18 protein-coding genes are annotated in these 21,646 nt (G+C 62.6%); 12 read left to right on the top strand and 6 right to left on the bottom strand.

Annotated elements, in window-relative coordinates; translation table 11 throughout:
- Positions 1–67 precede the first annotated feature (67 nt).
- On the top strand, positions 68–1,384 hold the full coding sequence (locus ACIROY_RS05640) for an MFS transporter (RefSeq protein WP_402277453.1): 1,317 nt from the start codon (positions 68–70) through the stop codon (positions 1,382–1,384).
- A 63-nt stretch (positions 1,385–1,447) separates the two neighbouring features.
- Positions 1,448–1,909: a cupin domain-containing protein gene (locus tag ACIROY_RS05635; RefSeq protein ID WP_402277454.1), complete on the top strand. Its 462-nt coding sequence runs from the start codon at positions 1,448–1,450 to the stop codon at positions 1,907–1,909.
- Here ACIROY_RS05635 and uvrA read toward each other — a convergent pair.
- Positions 1,890–4,469, bottom strand: a complete 2,580-nt coding sequence (gene uvrA, locus ACIROY_RS05630; RefSeq protein WP_402340396.1) for an excinuclease ABC subunit UvrA — start codon at positions 4,467–4,469, stop codon at positions 1,890–1,892. The genes ACIROY_RS05635 and uvrA overlap by 20 nt on opposite strands.
- Positions 4,470–4,846: 377 nt before the next feature.
- Between uvrA and ACIROY_RS05625 the strand changes: the two genes are divergently transcribed.
- The 3 genes from ACIROY_RS05625 (at position 4,847) to ACIROY_RS05615 (ending at position 7,342) form a co-directional block, all read left to right on the top strand.
- Positions 4,847–5,260 carry a CopG family transcriptional regulator gene (locus ACIROY_RS05625; RefSeq protein ID WP_402340393.1) on the top strand — a complete coding sequence of 138 codons (414 nt, stop codon included), beginning with the start codon at positions 4,847–4,849 and terminating at the stop codon, positions 5,258–5,260.
- Positions 5,261–5,282: 22 nt separating this feature from the next.
- Entirely contained in the window at positions 5,283–6,443 is a 1,161-nt protein-coding gene (locus ACIROY_RS05620; protein WP_402340390.1) for an alpha/beta hydrolase family esterase, read from the top strand.
- Between the two features lie 233 nt (positions 6,444–6,676).
- Positions 6,677–7,342 (top strand): response regulator transcription factor, encoded by a 666-nt coding sequence (locus ACIROY_RS05615; RefSeq protein ID WP_402277461.1) that lies wholly within the window; start codon positions 6,677–6,679, stop codon positions 7,340–7,342.
- A 9-nt stretch (positions 7,343–7,351) separates the two neighbouring features.
- On the opposite strand, the gene ACIROY_RS05610 is transcribed toward ACIROY_RS05615, so the two are convergent.
- Positions 7,352–8,884: an MFS transporter gene (locus tag ACIROY_RS05610; RefSeq protein ID WP_402340387.1), complete on the bottom strand. Its 1,533-nt coding sequence runs from the start codon at positions 8,882–8,884 to the stop codon at positions 7,352–7,354.
- A gap of 162 nt (positions 8,885–9,046) precedes the next feature.
- Between ACIROY_RS05610 and ACIROY_RS05605 the strand changes: the two genes are divergently transcribed.
- Positions 9,047–9,934 (top strand): LysR family transcriptional regulator, encoded by an 888-nt coding sequence (locus tag ACIROY_RS05605; RefSeq protein ID WP_402277465.1) that lies wholly within the window; start codon positions 9,047–9,049, stop codon positions 9,932–9,934.
- A gap of 46 nt (positions 9,935–9,980) precedes the next feature.
- On the opposite strand, the gene ACIROY_RS05600 is transcribed toward ACIROY_RS05605, so the two are convergent.
- The 3 genes from ACIROY_RS05600 to ACIROY_RS05590 all read right to left on the bottom strand — a co-directional run bounded on the left by ACIROY_RS05600 (position 9,981) and on the right by ACIROY_RS05590 (position 14,116).
- The gene (locus ACIROY_RS05600; protein WP_402340384.1) at positions 9,981–11,303 is read right to left on the bottom strand and encodes a gallate dioxygenase; all 1,323 of its coding nucleotides are present in this window, start codon (positions 11,301–11,303) and stop codon (positions 9,981–9,983) included.
- Positions 11,304–11,313: 10 nt separating this feature from the next.
- Positions 11,314–12,642: an MFS transporter gene (locus ACIROY_RS05595; protein ID WP_402277467.1), complete on the bottom strand. Its 1,329-nt coding sequence runs from the start codon at positions 12,640–12,642 to the stop codon at positions 11,314–11,316.
- A gap of 268 nt (positions 12,643–12,910) precedes the next feature.
- Positions 12,911–14,116 (bottom strand): LysR family transcriptional regulator, encoded by a 1,206-nt coding sequence (locus tag ACIROY_RS05590; protein ID WP_402277469.1) that lies wholly within the window; start codon positions 14,114–14,116, stop codon positions 12,911–12,913.
- Between the two features lie 125 nt (positions 14,117–14,241).
- On the opposite strand from ACIROY_RS05590, the gene ACIROY_RS05585 reads away from it, so the two are divergent.
- The 6 genes from ACIROY_RS05585 (at position 14,242) to ACIROY_RS05560 (ending at position 21,168) form a co-directional block, all read left to right on the top strand.
- Positions 14,242–15,393, top strand: coding sequence for a 4-oxalomesaconate tautomerase (locus ACIROY_RS05585; protein ID WP_402340381.1), 1,152 nt, complete (start codon positions 14,242–14,244; stop codon positions 15,391–15,393).
- A gap of 8 nt (positions 15,394–15,401) precedes the next feature.
- Positions 15,402–16,433, top strand: a complete 1,032-nt coding sequence (locus tag ACIROY_RS05580) for an amidohydrolase family protein (protein WP_402277700.1) — start codon at positions 15,402–15,404, stop codon at positions 16,431–16,433.
- Between the two features lie 11 nt (positions 16,434–16,444).
- Positions 16,445–17,128: a 4-carboxy-4-hydroxy-2-oxoadipate aldolase/oxaloacetate decarboxylase gene (gene ligK, locus ACIROY_RS05575; RefSeq protein ID WP_402277702.1), complete on the top strand. Its 684-nt coding sequence runs from the start codon at positions 16,445–16,447 to the stop codon at positions 17,126–17,128.
- A gap of 248 nt (positions 17,129–17,376) precedes the next feature.
- Positions 17,377–17,832 carry a hypothetical protein gene (locus ACIROY_RS05570; RefSeq protein WP_402277704.1) on the top strand — a complete coding sequence of 152 codons (456 nt, stop codon included), beginning with the start codon at positions 17,377–17,379 and terminating at the stop codon, positions 17,830–17,832.
- Positions 17,833–17,986: 154 nt separating this feature from the next.
- Positions 17,987–19,108 (top strand): porin, encoded by a 1,122-nt coding sequence (locus ACIROY_RS05565; RefSeq protein ID WP_402340378.1) that lies wholly within the window; start codon positions 17,987–17,989, stop codon positions 19,106–19,108.
- Between the two features lie 359 nt (positions 19,109–19,467).
- Positions 19,468–21,168, top strand: a complete 1,701-nt coding sequence (locus ACIROY_RS05560) for a methyl-accepting chemotaxis protein (protein ID WP_402340375.1) — start codon at positions 19,468–19,470, stop codon at positions 21,166–21,168.
- Here the strand turns inward: ACIROY_RS05560 and ACIROY_RS05555 are convergent.
- Positions 21,165–21,590: a hypothetical protein gene (locus ACIROY_RS05555; RefSeq protein WP_402340373.1), complete on the bottom strand. Its 426-nt coding sequence runs from the start codon at positions 21,588–21,590 to the stop codon at positions 21,165–21,167. The genes ACIROY_RS05560 and ACIROY_RS05555 overlap by 4 nt on opposite strands.
- Between the last annotated feature and the right edge of the window lie 56 nt (positions 21,591–21,646).

The raw sequence follows: 21,646 nt of genomic DNA, 5'->3' as shown, positions 1-21,646 counted from the left end.
GGATTCAATCCGGCCCGCAGCTTGCATGCCTGGGGCCCGTGCCGGGACAAAAAAGAGGAGAGACAACATGCAAGGAAACGCAAGAAACGTTGAGTTGGACGCGCGCGCCGTCCCGCACGAGAAGAAGGAAGGCCGCCAGCACGTGGTGGCCGGCATCGCCAGCATGCTGGGCACCACCATCGAATGGTATGACTTCTTCATCTACGGCACCGCCGCCGCATTGATCTTCAACAAGCTGTTCTTCCCGGCCTTCGATCCGCTGACGGGCACGTTGGCGTCGTTCGCGACGTACACCGTCGGCTTCCTGGCGCGGCCGCTGGGCGGCATCGTGTTCGGCCACTTCGGCGACAAGATCGGACGCAAATCAATGCTGCTGATCACGCTGCTGATGATGGGGATACCGACCATCATCATCGGCCTGATTCCGACCTATGAACAAATCGGCTACTGGGGCGCGGTGATCCTGGTGATCATGCGCATCATCCAGGGCCTGGCGGTCGGCGGCGAATGGGGCGGCGCAGTGCTGATGGCGGTGGAGCATGCGCCGAAAGGCAAGAAGGGATTCTTCGGCAGCCTGCCGCAGACCGGCGTGGCCCCGGGGCTGATCCTGTCGTCGCTGGCGATGGCTGCAGTGGCGCGCCTGCCCGAGGCGGACATGCTGGGCTGGGCGTGGCGCATTCCCTTCGTGGCCAGCGTGGCCCTGCTGATCGTCGGCTGGTTCATCCGCATCAAGGTGGCCGAGTCACCCGACTTCGAGAACATGAAGAAGCGCGGCCAGGAAGTGAAGCTGCCGGTCGTGTACGTCATCCGGCATCACTGGAAAAGCCTGCTCAAGGTCTGCGGCGCACGGCTGGCCGAAGTCACCTGGTTCTACACCGTCGCCACCTTTGCCCTGTCCTACGGCACCCTGCAGCTGGGCCTGACCAAGAGCCTGATGCTCAACGCCATCATCGTCGGCGCGCTGGTGGCACTGTTCTTCATGCCAATGACCGGGATACTTGGCGACAAGTTCGGCCATCGCAGGATCTTTGCGCTCGGCGCTGTCGGCATCTGCCTGTTCGGCTTCGTGTTCTTCAAGCTGCTGGCGTCCGGCACCGAGGCCTATATCTACCTGGCGATGGTGATTGCGATCGGCGTGATCTATTCACTGCTGTACGGCCCGGAAGGCAATCTGTTTTCGGTACAGTTTCCACCGCATGTGCGCTACAGCGGCATCTCGCTGGCGGTGCAGGTGTCCGGCGCCATCGGCGGTGGGCTGGCACCGCTGGTGGCGACCTGGCTGCTCAAGGCCAATCACGGTAATCCGCTGATGCTGGCGACTTACCTGACCTGCCTCGGCCTCATCGCCGTGGTCAGCGTGTCGCTGATGAAACCGAACGAATAGCCATCTGAATCTTGCGTCTCCTGTCTGCAAAGGCGGAGACGCAATCCACGGAGGAAATCAAGCATGAGCGAGCAACACGACAAGTCCTATGAAGAACGGCTGAGCGGCCAGCCATTGCCGACACCGGGCGGCTCGATTTACGTCTGCCCGCAGGAAATGGACTGGAAGCCATCCCAGTTCGAAGGCGTGGAAATCAAGGTGCTGTACGAAAACAAGGAAGCCGGAGAAATGACTTGCCTGCTGCGCTGGCAACCTGGCACCACGCTGCCGATGCACCGGCATGCAGACCTGGAGCAAAGCTACGTGCTGGAGGGATCTTTTTCAGACCATGACGGCATGGCCCGTGCCGGCGACTACGTCTGGCGCAAGAAGGATTCGCTGCACGAAACGCACAGCGCCGAGGGCTGCGTCATCCTGGCGATCTATCGCAAACCCAACATCTTCAAGAATAGCGCCGGCTTCGATCCGGGCGCACGCAAGCAAATAAAGACGCAGCGTGCGCCGGTCACTCCCCAGGCGAAATGAACTCTCCGGTCTGGTCCCGATGCTCCTCCAGGAAGCGGCGCAGATACGGCGCCGTCCTGCTGCTCCGGGATAGCGCAAGTTCGGCGGGCGTGCCGCTTGCGACCACCTTGCCGCCCTCTTCTCCGGCGCCCGGTCCGATGTCGATCACCCAATCGCTGGCGGCGACGACGCGCATGTTGTGTTCCACCACGATGACGGTGTTGCCGGCATCGGCCAGCGTATGCAGTTGCTTGATCAGCCGGTCGACGTCGGCCGGATGCAGGCCGGTGGTCGGTTCGTCCAGAACGTACAGCAGGTCGCCGCGCCGGGCGCGTTGCAATTCCGTGGCGAGCTTGATGCGCTGCGCTTCCCCGCCGGACAGTTCGGTCGCGGGCTGCCCCAGCCGCAGGTAGCCCAGCCCGACATCCTGCAGCATGCCCAGCGAACGCAGCACCTGCTCCTCGTCGGCAAAGAACGCCGCCGCAGCATCCACCGTCATGGCCAGCACGTCGGCGATATTGCGATCGCGGTAGCGTATGCCCAGGGTCTTCTCGTTGTAGCGCGCGCCATGGCAATCCGGACAGGGTGCGTAGACGCTCGGCAGGAACAGCAGCTCGACCATCACGGCGCCTTCTCCTTCACAGGTCGGGCAACGTCCCTTGACCACGTTGAAGGAAAAATGTCCGGCATCGTAGCCGCGCGACCGCGCCGTCTTGGTCGCCGCGAACAAACGGCGCACGTGGTCGAACAAGCCGGTGTAAGTCGCCAGGTTGGAGCGCGGCGTCCTGCCGATCGGCTTCTGGTCGACGCGGATGAGTCGCCGGATGCGCTCCAGTCCGGCGGCGATGCGACCGTGCGAGATGCCCTCTTCAAGATAGTCGTCTCCATCTTCTTCCGGCTCTTTTTCCAGCGTCTGGCCGAGCGCCGCGGTCACCAGGTCGACCAGCACCTGGCTGACCAGACTGGATTTTCCAGAACCGGATACGCCGGTCACGCTCGTCAACACGCCGAGCGGAAAATCGACATCCAGCCGGTCGAGGTTGTTGCGCGTCACCTGACGCAGTTTCAGGAAGCCGTCCGGGGTATCCGGAATGCGCAGCCGGCGCGCAGGCATGCGATCGCGCGCAAACAGGTAGCGCGCGGTTGCCGACGCCGTCACCGCTTCCAGTCCCGCCGCCGGGCCGCTATAGAGGATATGCCCGCCCTTTTCGCCGGCCGCGGGTCCGACGTCGACGATCCAGTCGGCATGGCGAATCACGTCCAGCGCATGCTCGACCACGAACAGCGAATTGCCGGAAGCCTTCAGGCGATCCAGCGCACGCAACAAGGCCTCAGTATCGGCCGGATGCAAACCCGCCGAAGGCTCGTCGAGCACATACACGACGCCGAACAGGTTGGAACGCACTTGCGTGCCCAGCCGCAGCCGCTGCAACTCGCCCGGCGACAATGTCGGCGTGCTGCGCTCCAGCGTCAGGTAACCCAGTCCCAGTTCGAGCAGGACGTCCAGACGCGCGACCAGATCGGCGGCGATGCGCTGCCTGACGATCTGCTTTTCCGGATGCGCCCTGGCGGCGGCGGTTTGCCGGCCTGATTGCCCGGCAATCATTGGCCGGAAAATCTCCGCCAGCTGCCGTAGCGACAACCGCGAGATATCGGCGATATCGTGGCCGGCGAAGGTCACCGCCAAGGACTCCGGACGCAGCCGTTTCCCCTTGCACAAGGGACATTCGTTGCTGACCATGTACTGCGCCACGCGCTTCTTCATGGACGCACTCTCGGTGTTGGCGAAGGTCTGCATCACGTACTTCTGCGCGCTGGTAAAAGTGCCCTGATAGCTCGGGTCTTCCTTGCGTTTGAGCGCCTGGCGGACTTCAGCCGGCGTGAATCCGGCATACACCGGGACTACCGGCTGCTCATCGGTGAACAGGATCCAGCGCCGGTCTTTTTTAGACATCTCGCGCCATGGCGTATCGACGTCGTAGCCCAGCGTCACCAGGATGTCGCGCAGGTTCTGGCCGTGCCATGCGGTCGGCCACGCCGCAATGGCGCGCTCGCGGATGGTCAGCGTATCGTCCGGCACCATTGACTGTTCGGTGACTTCATACACCCGACCGAGACCATGGCAGCGCGGGCATGCGCCTTCGGGTGTATTCGGCGAAAACGATTCGGCGTACAGCAGCGGCTGGCGCGCCGGATAATCGCCGGCGCGCGAATACAGCATGCGCAGGGAGTTCGACAGGGTGGTGACGCTGCCGACCGACGACCGGGTGGTCGGCGAGCCGCGTTGCTGCTGCAAGGCCACTGCCGGCGGCAAGCCGGTGATCTCGGTCACTTCCGGCACCGGCATCTGATGGAACAGCCGCCGCGCATAGGGAGACACGGATTCCAGGTAACGGCGCTGCGCTTCGGCATACAAGGTGCCGAAGGCCAGCGACGACTTTCCCGAACCGGAGACGCCGGTGAATACCACCAAGGCGTCGCGCGGCATATCCAGGTCGACGTTTTTCAGATTGTGTTCGCGGGCGCCGCGTACTTGCACAAAGCCCGGTTGCTGCGGCAGAGAAGCGTTTTTTCCTGGCATGTCAACACTCGGTAAGTTGTTGTGATAGCGGCAAAGGTAGCGATGGTAGCGACGAAGGGAGCGTCAAGACGTCCAACCCCCGCGCATGTGCGCCGTGAGCGCCGCGCAAGCCCGCCGGTGAAAAGGTATCCGCCCGAGTATCCGCCCGCGCCGGCGCGCTGCGTAGCGGCGTCTCGGCATAACGCGCGTAAGACTCCATCCTTGGGGCGCTTTGCACCACCTGCTGCGAACCGGGGCTTGCCATCATCGAAATTTAGCATATACTCCACTTACCATCCATATAGATTCTAAATGGATTCCAAATAGATTCCACGCAGATCCCGGATAGCTATTTAATTGTATTTAATTGCTTTTTATCAATAAAAAGGAGAACAGCAATGTCGGTCACAGAACTTAAGCCACGCGTAGGAGACAGCGAAAAAGTCACGATCAATCTTGGCGTGGTCGATCTGGGCCAGATCGACCTGCTGGTGCAGGAAGGGTTTTACACCAATCGCACGGACCTGATCCGCACCGCCATCCGCAACCAGCTTGCAGTCCACTCCGATGTCGTCAAACAAACCATCGTGCGCAAGAGCCTGGTGCTGGGCTTGCAGGCTTTTTCCCGCCAGCAGCTCGAAACCAGCCGGGCCAACGGAGAAAAACTGCAGGTCCAGGTGGTCGGACTGGCCAGCATCGCCGCCGACGTTCCCCCCGAACTGGCGGCAGCGGTCATCGACTCGGTGACCGTCCTCGGCGCCTTCCATGCCAGCGCCGCCGTCAAGGCGGCGTTGGCGGGACGAATCCATTAGCTTCATTTTTCAAAGGAAATCCATGTCTCAGCTCGGCGATTTACAAGCACGCATGGCGGAAATCACCCGTCGTCTCAACTCGGACGGCGCAGGCAAGACCACGCAAGTCATCCAGGACGCGCTGGCTGCGGCGGGTCTGAAGCCGCCGTCCATGTCCGCGGGCACCAAACAGAAGCTGGCGCCGCAGAACTTCGTGAGCGACTTGCTGGGCAAGCTCGGCCTTGGCGGCGCCGCAACCACGCCGCAAGCCGACACGCAAGCTCCCGACCTGAACGGCGGCAAATTTGTCGCCGGCTCCTATGCCAACACGGCAGGCAGCCGCCGCTACAAGGTGTACGTCCCGTCCGGCTACGACGGCGAGGCAATGCCGCTGGTCGTCATGCTGCACGGCTGCACCCAAGACCCCGACGACTTCGCGCGCGGCACGCAAATGAACGCGCTGGCGGAAGAGCAAGGTTTCCTGGTTGTCTATCCTGCGCAGGAAGCCTCCGACAATTCGTCAAAATGCTGGAACTGGTTCAAGGCCATGGATCAACAACGCGACCAGGGCGAACCATCGCTCATCGCCGGCATCACCAATGAAGTGATCAATCAGTACGGTCTCGACCGCAAGCAGGTGTTCGTCGCCGGCCTGTCGGCCGGCGGCGCGATGGCCATCATCATGGGCTCGACCTATCCGGATCTCTACCAGGCCGTGGGCGTGCATTCAGGCTTGCCGTATGCGTCGGCCAGCGACCTGACGTCGGCATTGAGCGCGATGCGGGGCGCCTCTGGCACCTCCCTCTCGTCTTCACGCCGGGGCGGCGCTTCCGCCAAGCTGCAGGCGATTCCTGTCATCGTTTTCCATGGCGACCGCGATGCCACGGTCAGCCCGTCCAACGGCACCGGCCTGATCGATGACTTCGTCGCCAGGTTCGAGCAAACGGCGGCATCCGAAGAGAAGATCAGCACCGTCGTGGAAGAAGGAAAAACCGAAACCGGTCATCGCTACTCGCGCACCTCGCTGCACGTCGACGGCCGTCCGGTGCTGGCCGAGCACTGGCTGATCCACGGCGCCGGTCACGCCTGGGCCGGCGGCAGCGCGCGTGGTTCTTACACCGACGCCAACGGCCCGGATGCATCGCGTGAAATGCTGCGGTTTTTCAGTACGCAGAGAGCCGACAGCGAGAGCTTGCAGGACTGAATGCGGCGAGCGTAACGGCGCCGGCAGGTGGGCGTTGACGCCGTTGATGTTGACGGTCGCCATGCGTATGGGAATATGCTTTCCGAAAAGCTGCCGCAGCAATAGCGGAAATGGACCGCAAAGTCGGAAAGTCCGCCGGCAAGCTGAGATCCAGGACGATTTCAACCGCCTCAGGCAGCGCTAAAAGCATGGTGCTATACTCGCCCAGATTTTTCAAACAGGGAGGGCCGGTAATGGCTCGGGTGTTACTGCTGGAGGACGAAGCCGGCCTGCGCAACGAGGTCGCCGACTTTCTCCAACGCGAGGGTCATGGCGTATCGGAAACCGGCAGTCTTGCCGAATTCCTGCACCGGATTGACGACGCCGACATCGCCATCATGGACATCGGCGCACCTGACGGCAACGACTTCGCCGTCCTCGAACAACTGCATCGTACCCATCCGCATATCGGCACCATCATGCTGACCGCGCGCGGCAGCATCGACGACAAGATCGAAGGCCTCAAACGCGGCGCCGACCACTACCTCATCAAGCCGGTCCGGCTCGGAGAACTGTCGGCCTACGTGTCATCGGTCTCGCGCCGCCTCCGAAAAAGCAGTTGGCGCCTGCACCTGCTGGAGCGGCGGCTGTATGCGCCGGACGGGCGCTTCCACGACATCAACGCGATGGAAATCCTGCTGCTGCAACTGCTGGCGCGCAACATGGGCCAAGTGGTGCATCGCCAGCAGATCGCCAAGGCCTTCGGCGTCGAGTGGATCGACTACGACGAACGCCGCCTGGACCAGATCATCAGCCGCCTGCGCCGCCGCTGGCAAAACCTGAGCGGCGAAAAGCTGCCGCTGCGCACCGAGCATGGTCAGGGTTACAGTTTTTGCGAGAGCATCGACATCATCGGGTGAGCTTGGCCTTCATTCATAGGCCGGGATAGCCGCCACCTTCTTCCCACCGAAGATCGCCCGGCTCAGCGCCGCCAATATCCACACACCGAAACCGCCGTACAGCATGAGCACGCCGAAGCCATGCGCCAGCGCGGCTTGCACCAAGGCGCCGGCCGCCTCTGTCCCTTGCAACTGCTGCACGCCCTGCGCCAGGTTGCCTGCCGCAATGGAAGCCGCGGCCTGACGCAACTGCGCCGATGACAGTCCCGCCACGACGTGCTGCTGCACATAGGACTGCACGCTCTCCAGCAACAACAAACCCATCACCGCAATATTGATCGCCAGCGTGATCAGGCGCGCGCTCATGTCGATGCCCGATGCCATGCCGGCGCGATTGGGCGGTACCGAACCGGTCGTGGTATTGGTCACCGGCGTGTTGGTCAGGCCCAGTCCGATGCCGGCGACCAGGCAACCCGGCAGCATGGCAAGCCAGCCGGCCTGTATCGCATTGCTGCCGGCGCTGCCCCAGTACATCAGCAGGAAACCCAGCCCGAGCAGGAACAAGCCCGCAGGAATCACCGTGCCCGGCTGGAAGCGCAAGGACAAGCGTTCGGCGAACGGCGGCACGATCAGCGTCGGCAAGGTGTACGCCAGCAACGCCAGCCCGGCGTCGACGGTGTCGTAGCCGAGCACCGCCTGGAAATACAGCGGCAGGTAAATCATCAGAGGCCAGAAGCTGAAGTTCATGCCGACCGAGCCCAGCAGCGCGCCGCAAAATGCGCGGATGCGGAATACCGAGAAATCGAACATGGGATGGGCGACGGTGGTTTCCACCCACAGGAACACGGCAAAGCTCACTGCCGTCGCGCCGATCAGCGCCAATCCGGCGACGCTGCCGTAACCGAAATCGGCTCCCTGCGTGATGTAGAACGTCAGCCCGAACACCGCCAGCGACAGCGTGACGATGCCGGCAACGTCGAGCCGCCCCGCATGCGGATCGCGCGACTCCGTCACGCCGCGCAGCGCCAGCAACAATGTCAGCGCAGTCAGCGGGACATGCACCAGGAACACCCATTTCCAGTCCAGCAGGGCCACGATGCCACCGCCGATCACCGGACCGAAACCGAGGCCCGCGCCGAACACGATGCCGAAGGCGCCGAAAGCGCGGCTGCGTTCATGGCCGCCGCGAAACTGATGCGACAGGATCGCCAGCAGGCAGATCACCATGGCGCCGCCGCTCATGCCTTGCAGGAAGCGGCTGACGATCAGCACCGACACGCTGGTCGCCAGGCCGCACAGCAGCGAGGTGACGCCGAAGCAGCACATGGTCGCGATGAACAGGCGCTTGCGGCCGTAGCGGTCGGCCAGCGTACCGGCCGCCATCAGCACGGTGGTGCAGGCGATGGTGTAGGCGTTCATGATCCATTGCAGGTCGGCGAGGTCGCCGTGCAGCAGGCGTTCCAACGTCGGCAGGATGACCGGCACGCTGGAGATTTCCAGGCCGAACATGAGTGCGGCCAGGCAGACCGAGGCCAGGGCCAGGGAGTTTTTCGAGAAGGACATTGCAGAGACCCGGTTAGCAGTAAGCGAATTCCGGTCGCCGATTGCAGACGGCCGGAAGCAGACCCCCGATTCTGGGCAAGGATGATTTGTGATACAAACGATTTAATTTCGCAGCACTTATTAATTTCCATCATCAATAGAGAATAGAGCGACCGTCCCTCCATGAACCTCGATCCCGCGCTGCTGCGCACCTTTGTCGCCGTACTCGATACCGGCAGCTTCACGCGCGCCGCCGAGCGCCTGCACCTGACGCAGTCGGCGGTGAGCCACCAGATCCGCCGGCTGGAGGAACAACTGGGACGGCCGCTGTTCCAGCGCACCACGCGCAGCCTGACGCCGACCGAGGACGGCGAGGACCTGCGGCGCTATGCGCGGCAAATCCTGGATGCGCTGGATGCCCTGGAGTGTCGGTTCCGGCCGTCGCCGATTTCGGGCGAGGTGAGGTTCGGCGCGCCGGAGAATTTTGTCGGCGATCGCCTGCCGACGCTGCTGTGCCAGTTCGCGCGCTCATTCCCGTCAGTGCGCCTGGACGTACGCGTCAACATGCAGCTCGACCTGCGCTCACTGGTGCGCAACCGCGACCTGGATCTGGCCGTCGTCATGACGACGGAAGACAGCGACGAAGGCACGCGCATCCGCCAGACGCAACTGGTGTGGGTGGCGGCGGAGTCGTTCGACCTGGCGCCGGACCGTCTGCTGCCGTTCGCCTTCTTCCCGGCGCCGTGCATCAATCGCCACGTCGGCATCAGCGCGCTGGACGACACCGGTGTGAAATGGCATACCGTGTTCACCTCGCCCAGCCAGCAAGGCATCAGCGCGGCGATCCTGTCGGGCCTGGCGATTTCGGTATTGCCGCAGGAAGACGTCGAGCCGGGCATGCGCATCGTCGACGGCGCCTATGGCTTGCCGCCGCTGCCCAAGGCCAATTTCACCTTGATCTGCAGCGGCGAAGGAAAGACACCGGCGGTGCAGGCCTTCGGTCAGTTGATTCTGGATTTGTCGCAAGAGATTGCGACGAGGCGGAAGCCGACAAGAAAAAAGCAACGGTGACCCGTTGCTTTGCGCGAAATTTCGGCCGACGAAGCCGCCGGTTGCCTCAGCGTGAACCGTCTTTCGGCTGGTCCCATTCCTTAGCGTTGGCGGCGCCGCCGCCCGCCACAGAATACAGCGCGCCGGGGGCATTGCGGGTCTGTTGAAAATCGGCCAGCGACTGCCCGCGCATGGCGGCGTAGATATGCAGGTTGGAAACACCGACCACCGCACCCATTTTTTCCAGCAGGAAGAAAATCACACCGTAGCGAATCAGCGCCTGCCAGTCGCGACGATCAATCATGTCGCGCTCTTCCGGCGTCAGTCCGGCTTCGTCGTACGTTGCCGCAGCGTCGTTCCGGAAACGCTCGCGGAAAGCCGGCTGCGCCAGCTGATGCAGGTAACGGTTGATACGGTAATTGCGCACGCTGGTCTGGAGGGTGAACGGATAGGTGCCGGGCAGCGTTTCGATGCCTTGCAACTGGCGCGCCATGTGCGCGCGATGTTCCGCCGCACGGCGCTCCAGCAAGGCGGCGTCGGCCGTTCCAGCCGCAGCGGCGCCTTCATACACGGCGACGGCGATGCCGGTCATCGACGGCAGGTAGTACTCGCGATGCAGGCATTGCAATGACGCCGGCATGGCGCCGCGCATCACCAGCCACATGATGACTTCGGCGCTTTCCATGCCGCCCAGCCGCGCAAAATCGGCGTGGGTCATGTCGAGCAGCACTTCCGGATCTTTTTCAAACAGGTCGAGGAACTGGTGGTCCCATGGCGTGTTGTTGAAACCGGCGCGCTCGCCGTGGACCTGGTGCGACAGGCCGCCGGTGGCGACCAGCACCACGTTCAGGTCTTCCGGATAACTTTCGATGGCGCGGCGCAGGCCCTGGCCCAGCTTGAAGCAACGACGCGCCGAAGGAATCGGAAACTGCAGCACGCCGACTTGCAGCGGGATGATCTTGCCGGGCCAGCCGTCGGCGTGCTCCCACAGGATCGACAGCGGCGAGAAGCAACCGTGATCGAGCGCCTTGTCCTGGAAGAACGACATGTCGAATTCATCGGCCATGAGCGAGCTGCCGATGTGTTGCGCCAGCGCTGCGTGGCCGCCGATGGCCGGCAGGTCGCGCGGGCCGCCGCCTTCATCGGCCACCTTGTACTCGTTGCCGACACCCAAGGTGAACGCCGAGTAGTGATCGAAGAAGAACGACGTCACGTGATCGTTGTAGACCATCAGCAGGACGTCCGGCTTCTTCTCGGCCAGCCACTTTCGCACCGGCTCGTAGGCCTTGAAGATCGGCGCCCAGACCGCATCCTGCTGCTTGCCGGCATCGAGTGCGAAGCCGATGGTGGGAGTGTGCGACGACGCGATCGCGCCTACGATATTTGCCATGACGATATTCCTATGCTGCTGCGGTACGCTGACCGAGTTGGATGAAAATGATGATGAGCGCCGCCAATGCCGCCGGTACGGCGAGGATCGCGATCACCGACGCAAAACCCCAACCCATCGACAGCAGCACGCCGCCGGCGAACGAACCGAGGATGCTGCCGAAACGTCCCACGCCCAGCATCCAGCTCACGCCAGTGGCGCGCACCACGGTCGGATAGCAGGATGGAGCGAAGGCGTTCATGCCGGTTTGTGCGCCGCTCATGCAAAAACCCGCCAGCAACACATACGCTGCAAACATGCCCGACTGCACGCTGCCCGAGGCCAGCAGCAGGATGAACACCGCGCCCGAAACATAGGCGACCGCTATCGCCTTGCTCGGTGCCCAGCGATCCATGAAATAGCCTACCACCAGTGCGCCGACGGTGCCGCCGAGCTGGAACAGCGCGGTGATGCTGGCTGCCTTTTCGATCGGCAGGCCGGCGTCCTTGATCAGCGTCGGCAACCAGCCGCTCAACAGATAAATCACCAGCAGGCCCATGAAATAAGTGCCCCAGAGCGACAGCGTGGTCTTGCGATAGGCCGCCGACAACAACACCTTGCCCGGCGTCGAACCACTGACGGCAGGCTCGCTGACGGCGAAGGTCTGGCCCGGTGCAAAATCGCCGCCACAGACTTTGGCCAGCGTGCGGGCGATCCGGTCAGCAGGATAATTGCGCACGACCATGAAACGCGCCGATTCCGGCACCAGCCAGATATAGATCGGCAGGCACACCAGCGGGATGGCGCCGCCGGCCACCAATACCGCGCGCCAGCCGTATTCCGGCAACAGCGCTGCGGCAACGAAGCCGATCAATGCGGAACCGAGGTTAAAGCCGGTAAACATGATCGCCAGCAAGGTGCTGCGCGAACGCTCAGGCACATATTCCGACAGCAGCGTGGTGGCGTTGGGCATGGCTGCGCCAAGACCGAGGCCGGTCAGGAAGCGCAATGCTGACAGCGTGAACACATCGTGTGCGGCCGCCGAGAGCAGACTGAACACGCCGAACCAGCCAACCGCCAGCATCAGCAGTTTCTTGCGTCCGTAACGATCAGACAACGGTCCCACCAGCAGCGCGCCGATGGCAAGGCCGATCGGCGCTGCGCTCATCACCGCACCGAAGGCGGCGCGCGAGATGCCCCACTCCTTGGTGATGCCCGGCGCCAGGAAACCCATGATCGCCACGTCCATACCGTCGGTCGCCACGATCAGGAAACAGAGGATCAGTAAAAGCCATTGATAACCGGACATCTTGCGCCCATTGATATGGGCGCGCACATCCAGCGATTGTGCTGTATTCATTAAGTCTCCAATATAGGTATTAGTTGGTATGGGCCGCCGCCGCTCCTCTGCGCGCTGGGAGAGCCGGCTTGCCGAAGTGCAAAGAAGCGGCCCCGACATGGCAAGCAGTGTACGTTTCCGCACGCCGTCGAGTATTGCTTTCGGCTACCTGAGCGTTCCAATTTTCTAATCGCGGTGGATTCTTTGAAATCTGCGGCGGCGGTCCTGGCCGGCAAGTTCAGGCATTCTTTTCAGCGCCGGCCACTGCCGGCGGCGCTGCATGCCTGCTTCATTTCCAGTCCGGCGCAACCGCTTCGATTTCACGCGCCAGCGCCGCCGCACCCGGCGAAAGATGCGCACCCTTGCGTTGCGTGATGCCGATCTTGCGTTCCATGCCCACCATGGCGAACGGCAATTTGATCAGCTGGCCTGCGGCAATTTCGTGATGCAACTGGTAAGCGGAAATCACCGTCAGCATGTCACTCGATATCAACACGCCGCGTAGCAATGCGAGATCGCCGGTTTCCACGGCGGCACGCGGAATCGGCCGACCGTCGTCATGAAAGAACTGTTCTATCGATTCGCGCAGCGGCGTACCGGCGCGCGACAACACCCAGGGGTAACCCTCGAGATCGGCGTAGGAGATCTTTTTCTTGTTCGCCAGCGGATGGCCGCTACGTGCAATCAGCGCCGCGCTGTCCGCAAACAGCGGCCGTGAATCGAAGGTGTCGGTACTGAAGGCACGCATCGCGCCGACGATGAAGTCGATGCGGCCGCTCATCAATCCTGCCGCCAGTTCTTCATAGGGACTTTCGAGCGAGCGGATTTGCAGACGCGGATGTTTCTCGAGGACGCGCGCCACGGCGGCCGGCAACAACAGCGAACGGGCCAGCGGCAATGCACCGACCGTGACGGTGCCCTGCACGATGCCGTCCAGCGCGGCGATGTCTGCAGGAATGTGGCGCAACTCGGCCAGCGCACGCTCGAATCGTTCGCTCCAGCGCCGGCCGGCATCGGTCGGCAGCATGCCGTGGGCGGTGCGGAAAAACAGCGACTGCCCGAGTATGCCTTCCAGCAAGGAAATGGACTGGCTGACTGCTGACGGCGATACGTTCATCAGGCGCGCCACGCTGGGCATGTGATGCGTATCGGCCAGCAGCACGGCGGCCTGCAGGCGCCTTTCGTTGAACAACGCATCCAGGCTGGCGACCTGGCTGCCGGTACGTTCACGCAGGCGCAGCGCATCGTCGCGCACTTCACGCAGTTCGCCTTCGATGCGATCGACCCGCAACCGGACCGCTTCGCCGGCGCCGGTCAGCAGCATGCCGCGCCCCTTGCGCTCGAACAGCTGCGTGTTCAGGGCCTGTTCCAGCGCGGCTACTGAGCGCGCCACCGCCGATGACGCGCGCAGCAGCGTGTCGGATGAACGACGCACGCCGCCGGTCGCGGCGACCACATTGAATACATGCAAGTGACGGAGATTGAGCAGGTCCATGGCGTTTCCGAAAAATTTAAAAACCACCTCGATAAGAAAATTAGAACAGAGGAAGGGTTACAACGCAACCATGCTCACGATACGCTCACGCATACTTGCCCGGTCAATTTTCATTTGTAAAGATCGTGGACACTACTCAGAATCCGGACCTGCTCGCCGACTTGCGCTCCATTCCCAGCACCTTGATGCGGGGCGGCACGTCGCGCGGACCGTTCTTCGTGGCGTCCGATCTGCCGGCCGATCCGGGCGTGCGCGACCGGGTCTTGCTGGCCGCGATGGGTTCGCCCGACAAGCGCCAGATCGACGGCCTGGGCGGAGCACATCCGCTCACCAGCAAGATCGGCATCGTGTCGCGCAGCGGCAGCGCAGGAGTCGACCTGGATTTTCTGTTTGCCCAGTTGCAGCCGGAGTCAGACAAGGTCGACCTGACGCCCAACTGCGGCAACATGCTGGCGGCGGTGCTGCCGTTTGCACTGGAGCGCGGCCTGATCGGCATCCGCGACGGCGTCACCACGGCACGCATCCGCACGCTCAACACCGGCATGCAATGCAATGTCACGGTGCAGACGCCGGGCGGCCGCCTGCACTACAGCGGCGACGCCCGCATCGACGGCGTACCGGGTACAGCCGCGCCGGTCAAGATCAATTTCCTGGACACGGCCGGTTCGGTCTGCCCGGCGATGCTGCCCACCGGCAAGGTGCTTGACCGGATTCGCTTCCACACACCCGATGGCGCCCTGCACGAAGTCGCGGCCACGCTGATCGACAACGGCATGCCGATGGTGCTGGTGCGCGCGGTGGACTTCGGCATCAGCGGCTACGAAAGCGCCGCCGAACTCAATGCCGACCAGTCGCTGCGCGCGCGGCTGGAAGCGCTGCGCCTGGCCGTCGGCGAACCGATGGGGCTGGGCGACATCCGCGCCCGCAACTATCCGAAGATGTGCTTGGTCGCGGCGCCCCGCGCCGGCGGCGCCATCACCACGCGCTGCTTCATTCCACACGTCTGCCACGACGCCATCGGCGTGCTGGCGGCCGTCACCGTCGCGACGGCCTGCGTGCTGGCAGGCACCGTCGCAGATGAATTGGCGAACGCCGGCACCGGACTGCAGCGCAGCGTGTCGGTAGAACACCCAAGCGGCGAATTCACCGTCGAGCTCGAACTCGATGCACGTGATCCACAAAAAATCGTCAGCGCCGCCCTGCTCCGCACGGCACGTCCCATCATGCGCGGGGACGTACTCATCCCCGCCGACCTCTGGAAAGAAACAACGGAATGAGAAATCCCCTGATCATCGATTGCCACGGCCATTACACCACCGCGCCCAAGGCGCTGGAGGAGTGGCGCAACCGGCAGATCGCCAGCCTGCAGAATCCAGCGGCGGCGCCCAAGGCATCCGAACTGCGCATCAGCGATGACGAGTTGCGCGAGTCGATCGAGGGTAATCAGTTGCGCCTGATGAAGCAACGCGGCGCCGACCTCACCATTTTTTCGCCGCGCGCCAGTTTCATGGCGCACCACATCGGCGACCTGCACACCAGCCAGACCTGGGCGGCGATCTGCAATGAACTGTGCCATCGCGTGGCGGCACTGTTCCCGGACAATTTCATCGGCGCCGCGATGTTGCCGCAGTCGCCCGGCGCCGACGTGCGCACCTCCATCGCAGAGTTGGAACGCTGCGTGCTCGAGTACGGCTTCGTCGGCGCCAACCTGAATCCCGATCCGTCCGGCGGTCACTGGACTTCGGCGCCGCTGTCGGACCACTACTGGTATCCGCTGTATGAAAAAATGGTGGAGCTGGATATCCCCGCGATGATCCATGTCAGCACCAGCTGCAACGCCTGCTTTCATACGACGGGCGCGCATTACCTGAACGCCGATACCACCGCTTTCATGCAATGCCTGACCAGCGACCTGTTCAAGGATTTCCCGACGTTGAAGTTCCTGATCCCCCATGGCGGCGGCGCGGTGCCATATCACTGGGGACGTTTCCGCGGACTGGCGCAGGAAATGAAGAAGCCGCTGCTGCAGGATCATCTGCTGAATAACATCTTTTTCGATACCTGCGTCTACCACCAGCCCGGCATCGACCTGCTGACCAAGGTGATCCCGGTCGACAATGTGCTGTTCGCCTCGGAGATGATCGGCGCGGTGCGCGGCATCGATCCCGAGACCGGCCACTACTACGACGACACCAAACGCTACATCGACGCGGCGGCGCTCAGCGACGCCGAGCGCCGCCAGATCTTCGAAGGCAATGCACGTCGCGTCTATCCACGCCTGGATCAGGCGCTCACCCAACGAGGACTTCCGGCATGACAACTTCCACCATGAATCAGCTCGGCGTCGTCTATCGCAATATCGCCCGCGCCGACGCCGCAGCGGCGGATCAGCTGGGCAAATTCGGCGCCGCCACCGTGCATGAAGCGCTAGGCCGCACCGGCCTGATGAAGCCCTATATGCGGCCGATCTACTCCGGCGCGGCGGTGTCCGGCACCGCAGTGACCGTACTGCTTCATCCCGGCGACAACTGGATGATGCACGTCGCGGCGGAACAGATCCAGCCGGGCGACATCGTGGTCGCGGCAATCACGGCCGAGTGCACCGACGGCTATTTCGGCGATCTGCTAGCCACCAGCTTCATGGCGCGCGGCGCCCGGGCGCTGATCATCGACGCCGGCGTGCGCGACGTCAAGGTGCTCAAGGAGATGGGTTTCCCGGTCTGGAGCAAAGCCATCAGCGCCAAGGGCACGATCAAGGCCACGCTGGGTTCGGTGAACATCCCGGTGGTATGCGCCGGCGTGCTGGTCAATCCCGGCGACGTCGTGGTGGCCGATGACGACGGCGTCGCCGTGGTGCCGGCCGGCGACGCGGTGCGTGTGGCCCAGGTCGCGCAAAAGCGCGAAGACCTCGAAGGCGCGAAACGCGCCAGGCTGGCCGCAGGTGTGCTGGGACTGGATATGTACGACATGCGCGGTCCGCTGGCGCAGGCCGGACTTACCTACATCGATTGAGCAATTTTCAGACGGCCGGTCGGCAAAGCGCGGCCGGAACGCAGGAAAGGAGATCACACCGCAATTCGTCACGCTGCACCAGAAATAACAAGAGCAAAAGAACGGCAGGCGCAGAGACATCACCGTCGCTCTCGCCCCAGCCCCTATCCCATCGCAAGAGGAAAAAGGAAGACATCATGCAAACAGCACAACACACCGCCGTCACCGGCGCGGCGCCATCCACGGACGGATGGAAAAATCGCGGCGACATGCTCAGGGCCGGCATCATCGGCGGCCTGACCGGCGGCGTCATCATCTGGATTTACGAAGCCCTGATCTGGGTCGGTGCACAGCACCTGATGCCGCTCGGCGGCATCCCGCGCAACGCCACCGGCCTGGTGTTCGGCAAGGACGTACAGGAGTCGCTCGGCGTGCTGGCCTATTTCCTCGGCACCGGCATCCACTTCTTCTTCACGCTGGTGTGGGGAATCCTGTTCGCCGCCATCTGGCCGTATTTCCGCCGCAAAGGCTATGAGGCGACCCTGGTGGCGATGTTCTACGCCGTGGTGGCCTGGATCGCGATGCACGTCGCCATCATGATCGCCTCGGACAACCATCCCAACTACTACGATCCGGTGGTGATCATCGGCGGCTTCATGTCGCACTTCTTCTTCGCGGTGCCACTGGCGCTGATCGTGAAGAAACACTTCGAACGGCAACGCTAAGCCGTCGACCGCCATTGCAGGACCGCGCTGCTCACCAGAGCAGCGCAGCGATCCATGCCGCCCTCAGAGCAAACCTCAGAGGCGGCGCGGAGTGGGTCTGCTTGTCTGAAAAAAAACGCTGCGAAAAATTCATACACAACAGGAGGAGTCCACCATGAAATTGAAAAAGCAAATCAAATATGCCCCGATAGTACTGGCGCTCGCGTACAGCCCATTCGCCCAGGCCCAGAGCTCGGTGACGGTCTACGGCGTGCTCGACGTCTTCGGCGGTTATCAGAAGAGCACCGTAGGCGGCAAGAACACGTCGCTGTCGGTGATCGGCAACAACGGTGAAATGACCAGCCGGCTCGGCTTCCGCGGCAGCGAAGATCTCGGCGCCGGCTATCGCGCGACATTCAATCTGGAGACCGGTTTCGACCCCAGCACAGGCGCACAGCAAAACAGCTTCCGCCTGTTCGACCGCCAGTCGTGGGTCGGACTGGGCGGCGGTTTCGGCGAGGTGCGCCTGGGGCGCCAGAACACGCCGATGTTCTTCTACAGCGGCAACATGGATGCCTTCGGCGCGGCCACTTACGGCTCCGCTTTCAACAACTTCGCCAACTGGCTGGCACGTGTCGACAACGACATTAGCTACATCTCACCGAAGTTCGCCAACTCCACGCTTGAGTTGCACTACTCGGTCGGAGAAAAGGCCGGCAGCACGCCGTCGAACGCCGTCTACCAAGCCGGCCTGCAGACGCAGCAAGGTCCGCTGTACCTGGGCACGGCCTACCTGAACGCCAACAACGCCACCAACTCGGTGAGCGTGAAACAGTTCATGCTGGGTGGTAATTACGACTACGGCGCCGGCAAGGTCTACCTGGGATTCTTCCGCACCAACGAAGTGATTTCCGCCACCACCGGCAACGCGCTGACCAATCCGGCCGGCAAGTACGATCCGACCGGCAGCGTGGTCGCCAACACGGCCGGCAATTATCACAACACCTACAGCCTCTCGGCTGACTACCGTGTCACGCCACAAACCACGGTCGGCGCCGGCGGCGGCTACATCAAGGACAGCTCCAGCTACAACAACAATGCCAAGCAATTCAGTCTGATCGTCAACTACGACATCTCGAAACGTACGCGCGCCTACGCGGTTGCATCCCGACTGATCAACGAGCACACCGCCGCCTTCAAGATGACCGGTGCCAGCCTGACCGCGACCCAGGCGCTGAGCCCGGACCAGGGCGCCAGCGAAACCGGCTTCCAGGTCGGCATCCGTCACCTGTTCTGATATCTTGAGGAGCTTCCTGCAAGGGGAGGCGTCACGCCCGCATGCGGCGGCCGGCAAGCATTTGCATCGCCGGCTGCAGCGTGTGGGCGTACGCGTGCAAAAGAATATAAATAATGGCGGCCGCCTCATAAATTATTGTTAACCCCGAAAACCCTCTCTTTTGACTGCAGTGCCCCGGTCCTTGCGGTCCGCCGCCTCGTTCTTCCTTCCGTACCCCGCCCTCCAGCCCTCGCCATCGGCCTTCTCCGCTCTTGCTCTGCATCAATACTGGGAGTACATATCCGTGCTTTCGGCATAAATATAAAAACAGCCGGAACCAGGCATCGACGCTTTTTCAATAAAATTAACCGGGAATGAATATGGTGGCATCCATAAAAAATATGAAGGTGGGGGCGCGGCTGGGCGCTGCATTTGGCATCGTGGTGTTGCTGCTGATGGTGGTCGCGGCCACCGCCGTGGTCAAGATCACCAACATCAACGGCGCGGTCGACCAGATGATGAACGAGCGTTACCTCAAGGTGCGGCTGGCCTTTGAGGTGCGCGACGGACTTGATGAACAGATCAGGTACCTGCGCGGGATCGTGATCGACACGACACGCCCTGAATTCAACAAGGTGCGCTACGAGCGCCTTGACGAGTCTTCCAGAAAGACCCAGGAGGCCATCAACAAGATCGACGCCAATCAGGTCACCGAAATCGGCAGGAAGCGCGCCAAGGCGTTGACCGACGCCGCGCGCAATTTCGACGTCGCCAAGCTGGAAGTGATTACTCAGGCGCGCGCCGGTAATGCCGAAGCCGCCGCCGATGCAGTGCTGCGCAAATTGCTGGCGTCGCAGAATGCATTTCTGGAAACGGCCAACAGCTTCGTCGAAGTGCAGGACAAGCAATTGCGGATGGCCGGCGCCAGCGCATTTGCGGAAGGCACCACGGCGATCAACGTGATCCTGGCGTGCTCCGCACTGACGGTGCTGGCGTCGCTCTGCCTCGGCTTCGTGCTGACGCGTTCGATCGTGCGACCGCTCGGCGAAGCGGTACGCATGGCGCAGCGCGTCGCCGCCGGCGATCTCGGCGGCGGCGTCGAAGTGAAGTCGCGCGACGAGACCGGCCAATTGATGGATGCGCTGAAACACATGAACGACAACCTGCACAAGATCGTCAGCGAAGTGCGCACGGGCACCGATACCATCACCACGGCTTCCGGCGAGATCGCTTCCGGCAATCTTGATCTGTCGGCGCGCACGGAGCAGCAAGCCGGCTCCATCGAAGAGACCGCCTCCGCTATCGAGCAGATGACGTCGACCATCAAGCAGAATGCCGACAACGCACACCAGGCCAACCAACTGGCGGTGTCGGCGTCCGGCATCGCGATGCAAGGCGGTGAAGTGATGGCCCAGGTGGTCAGCACCATGAACGACATCGATACCTCGTCGCGCAAGATCGTCGACATCATCGGCGTGATCGACGGCATCGCCTTCCAGACCAATATCCTGGCGTTGAACGCCGCAGTGGAAGCGGCACGCGCCGGTGAACAGGGTCGCGGCTTTGCGGTGGTGGCCAGTGAAGTGCGCAGCCTGGCGCAGCGCTCGGCGGCCGCCGCCAAGGAAATCAAATTGCTGATCGACGACTCGGTGGCCAGGGTCGACGACGGCAGCAAGCTGGTCGGCAAGGCCGGGGCGACGATGGAAGAAGTGGTCGCCAGCGTCAGGCGCGTGACCAATATCGTGGCGGAAATTTCTGCCGCCAGCATGGAACAGCGCACCGGCATCGAAGAGATCAACCGCGCCATCACGCAAATGGACGGCGTCACGCAGCAGAATGCCGCGCTGGTCGAGCAAGCAGCGGCTGCCGCGCAATCGATGCAGGAGCAGGCTGAACGGCTATCGCAGGCGGTCAGCATTTTCAAGCTGGGCGACGCCGTCGCGGCTTCAGACAACGTGAGAATCGTCGACGTGACGCCCAAAGCTTCAAAGCTGCCGCGCAAGACGGTGAAGGATTTGCCGGCAAAAGCAAGCGTTGTTGCTGTTGCGACGCAAAGCAACGACAGCTGGGAAAGTTTCTAGCCGAGCATGATCACCGCCGCCGCATTGGCGACCATCAGGACGGCATCGGTGACGAAGATGAACAGCATCGGCCCGCGCAGGACCGGCCAGGCATGCGGCCGCTTCTTCACTTCGCGCAAGGCGACCGGTACATTGCATAGGAATTGCGCCGCATGCGCCAGTGACAGGAAGGAGTAGATCAACTGCCATTGACGCGCATCCGTGAACACCTTACCCGTGACCACAAGCGCGACGCAAAACAGCGCCAGCGCGAAATTGAAGCCGCCGAGAAAATGCAGCGAAGTGCGCAATTGCAGCAAGGTATTTTCCTGCCGGTCCATGCGGCGCACCAGGAATTTCATGAAGCGCTTGCTGCGCAGGCTGAACGTGATGAAGCCGGCGGCGAACCACAGCGCATTCAATAACAGGAAAGTTGTTTGCATGGTGAAGATGAGTGTCTGCGGCAGCGCCAATCGCAGCGCTGCTTTCCGAGGCGCAT

It is taken from the genome of Herbaspirillum sp. NPDC101396 (genome assembly GCF_044767365.1).
In the GTDB taxonomy this organism is placed as follows: domain Bacteria; phylum Pseudomonadota; class Gammaproteobacteria; order Burkholderiales; family Burkholderiaceae_D; genus Herbaspirillum.
Note: the sequence above shows the minus strand (reverse complement) of the source record. Positions and strands in the feature narration are given on the sequence as shown.

Coding starts and splice junctions, on each gene's coding strand:
- ACIROY_RS05640 (WP_402277453.1), top strand. CDS start 68: ATGCAAGGAAACGCAAGAAACGTTGAGTTGGACGCGCGCGCCGTCCCG.
- ACIROY_RS05635 (WP_402277454.1), top strand. CDS start 1,448: ATGAGCGAGCAACACGACAAGTCCTATGAAGAACGGCTGAGCGGCCAG.
- uvrA (WP_402340396.1), bottom strand. CDS start 4,469: ATGCCAGGAAAAAACGCTTCTCTGCCGCAGCAACCGGGCTTTGTGCAA.
- ACIROY_RS05625 (WP_402340393.1), top strand. CDS start 4,847: ATGTCGGTCACAGAACTTAAGCCACGCGTAGGAGACAGCGAAAAAGTC.
- ACIROY_RS05620 (WP_402340390.1), top strand. CDS start 5,283: ATGTCTCAGCTCGGCGATTTACAAGCACGCATGGCGGAAATCACCCGT.
- ACIROY_RS05615 (WP_402277461.1), top strand. CDS start 6,677: ATGGCTCGGGTGTTACTGCTGGAGGACGAAGCCGGCCTGCGCAACGAG.
- ACIROY_RS05610 (WP_402340387.1), bottom strand. CDS start 8,884: ATGTCCTTCTCGAAAAACTCCCTGGCCCTGGCCTCGGTCTGCCTGGCC.
- ACIROY_RS05605 (WP_402277465.1), top strand. CDS start 9,047: ATGAACCTCGATCCCGCGCTGCTGCGCACCTTTGTCGCCGTACTCGAT.
- ACIROY_RS05600 (WP_402340384.1), bottom strand. CDS start 11,303: ATGGCAAATATCGTAGGCGCGATCGCGTCGTCGCACACTCCCACCATC.
- ACIROY_RS05595 (WP_402277467.1), bottom strand. CDS start 12,642: ATGAATACAGCACAATCGCTGGATGTGCGCGCCCATATCAATGGGCGC.
- ACIROY_RS05590 (WP_402277469.1), bottom strand. CDS start 14,116: ATGGACCTGCTCAATCTCCGTCACTTGCATGTATTCAATGTGGTCGCC.
- ligK (WP_402277702.1), top strand. CDS start 16,445: ATGAATCAGCTCGGCGTCGTCTATCGCAATATCGCCCGCGCCGACGCC.
- ACIROY_RS05570 (WP_402277704.1), top strand. CDS start 17,377: ATGCTCAGGGCCGGCATCATCGGCGGCCTGACCGGCGGCGTCATCATC.
- ACIROY_RS05565 (WP_402340378.1), top strand. CDS start 17,987: ATGAAATTGAAAAAGCAAATCAAATATGCCCCGATAGTACTGGCGCTC.
- ACIROY_RS05560 (WP_402340375.1), top strand. CDS start 19,468: ATGGTGGCATCCATAAAAAATATGAAGGTGGGGGCGCGGCTGGGCGCT.
- ACIROY_RS05555 (WP_402340373.1), bottom strand. CDS start 21,590: ATGCAAACAACTTTCCTGTTATTGAATGCGCTGTGGTTCGCCGCCGGC.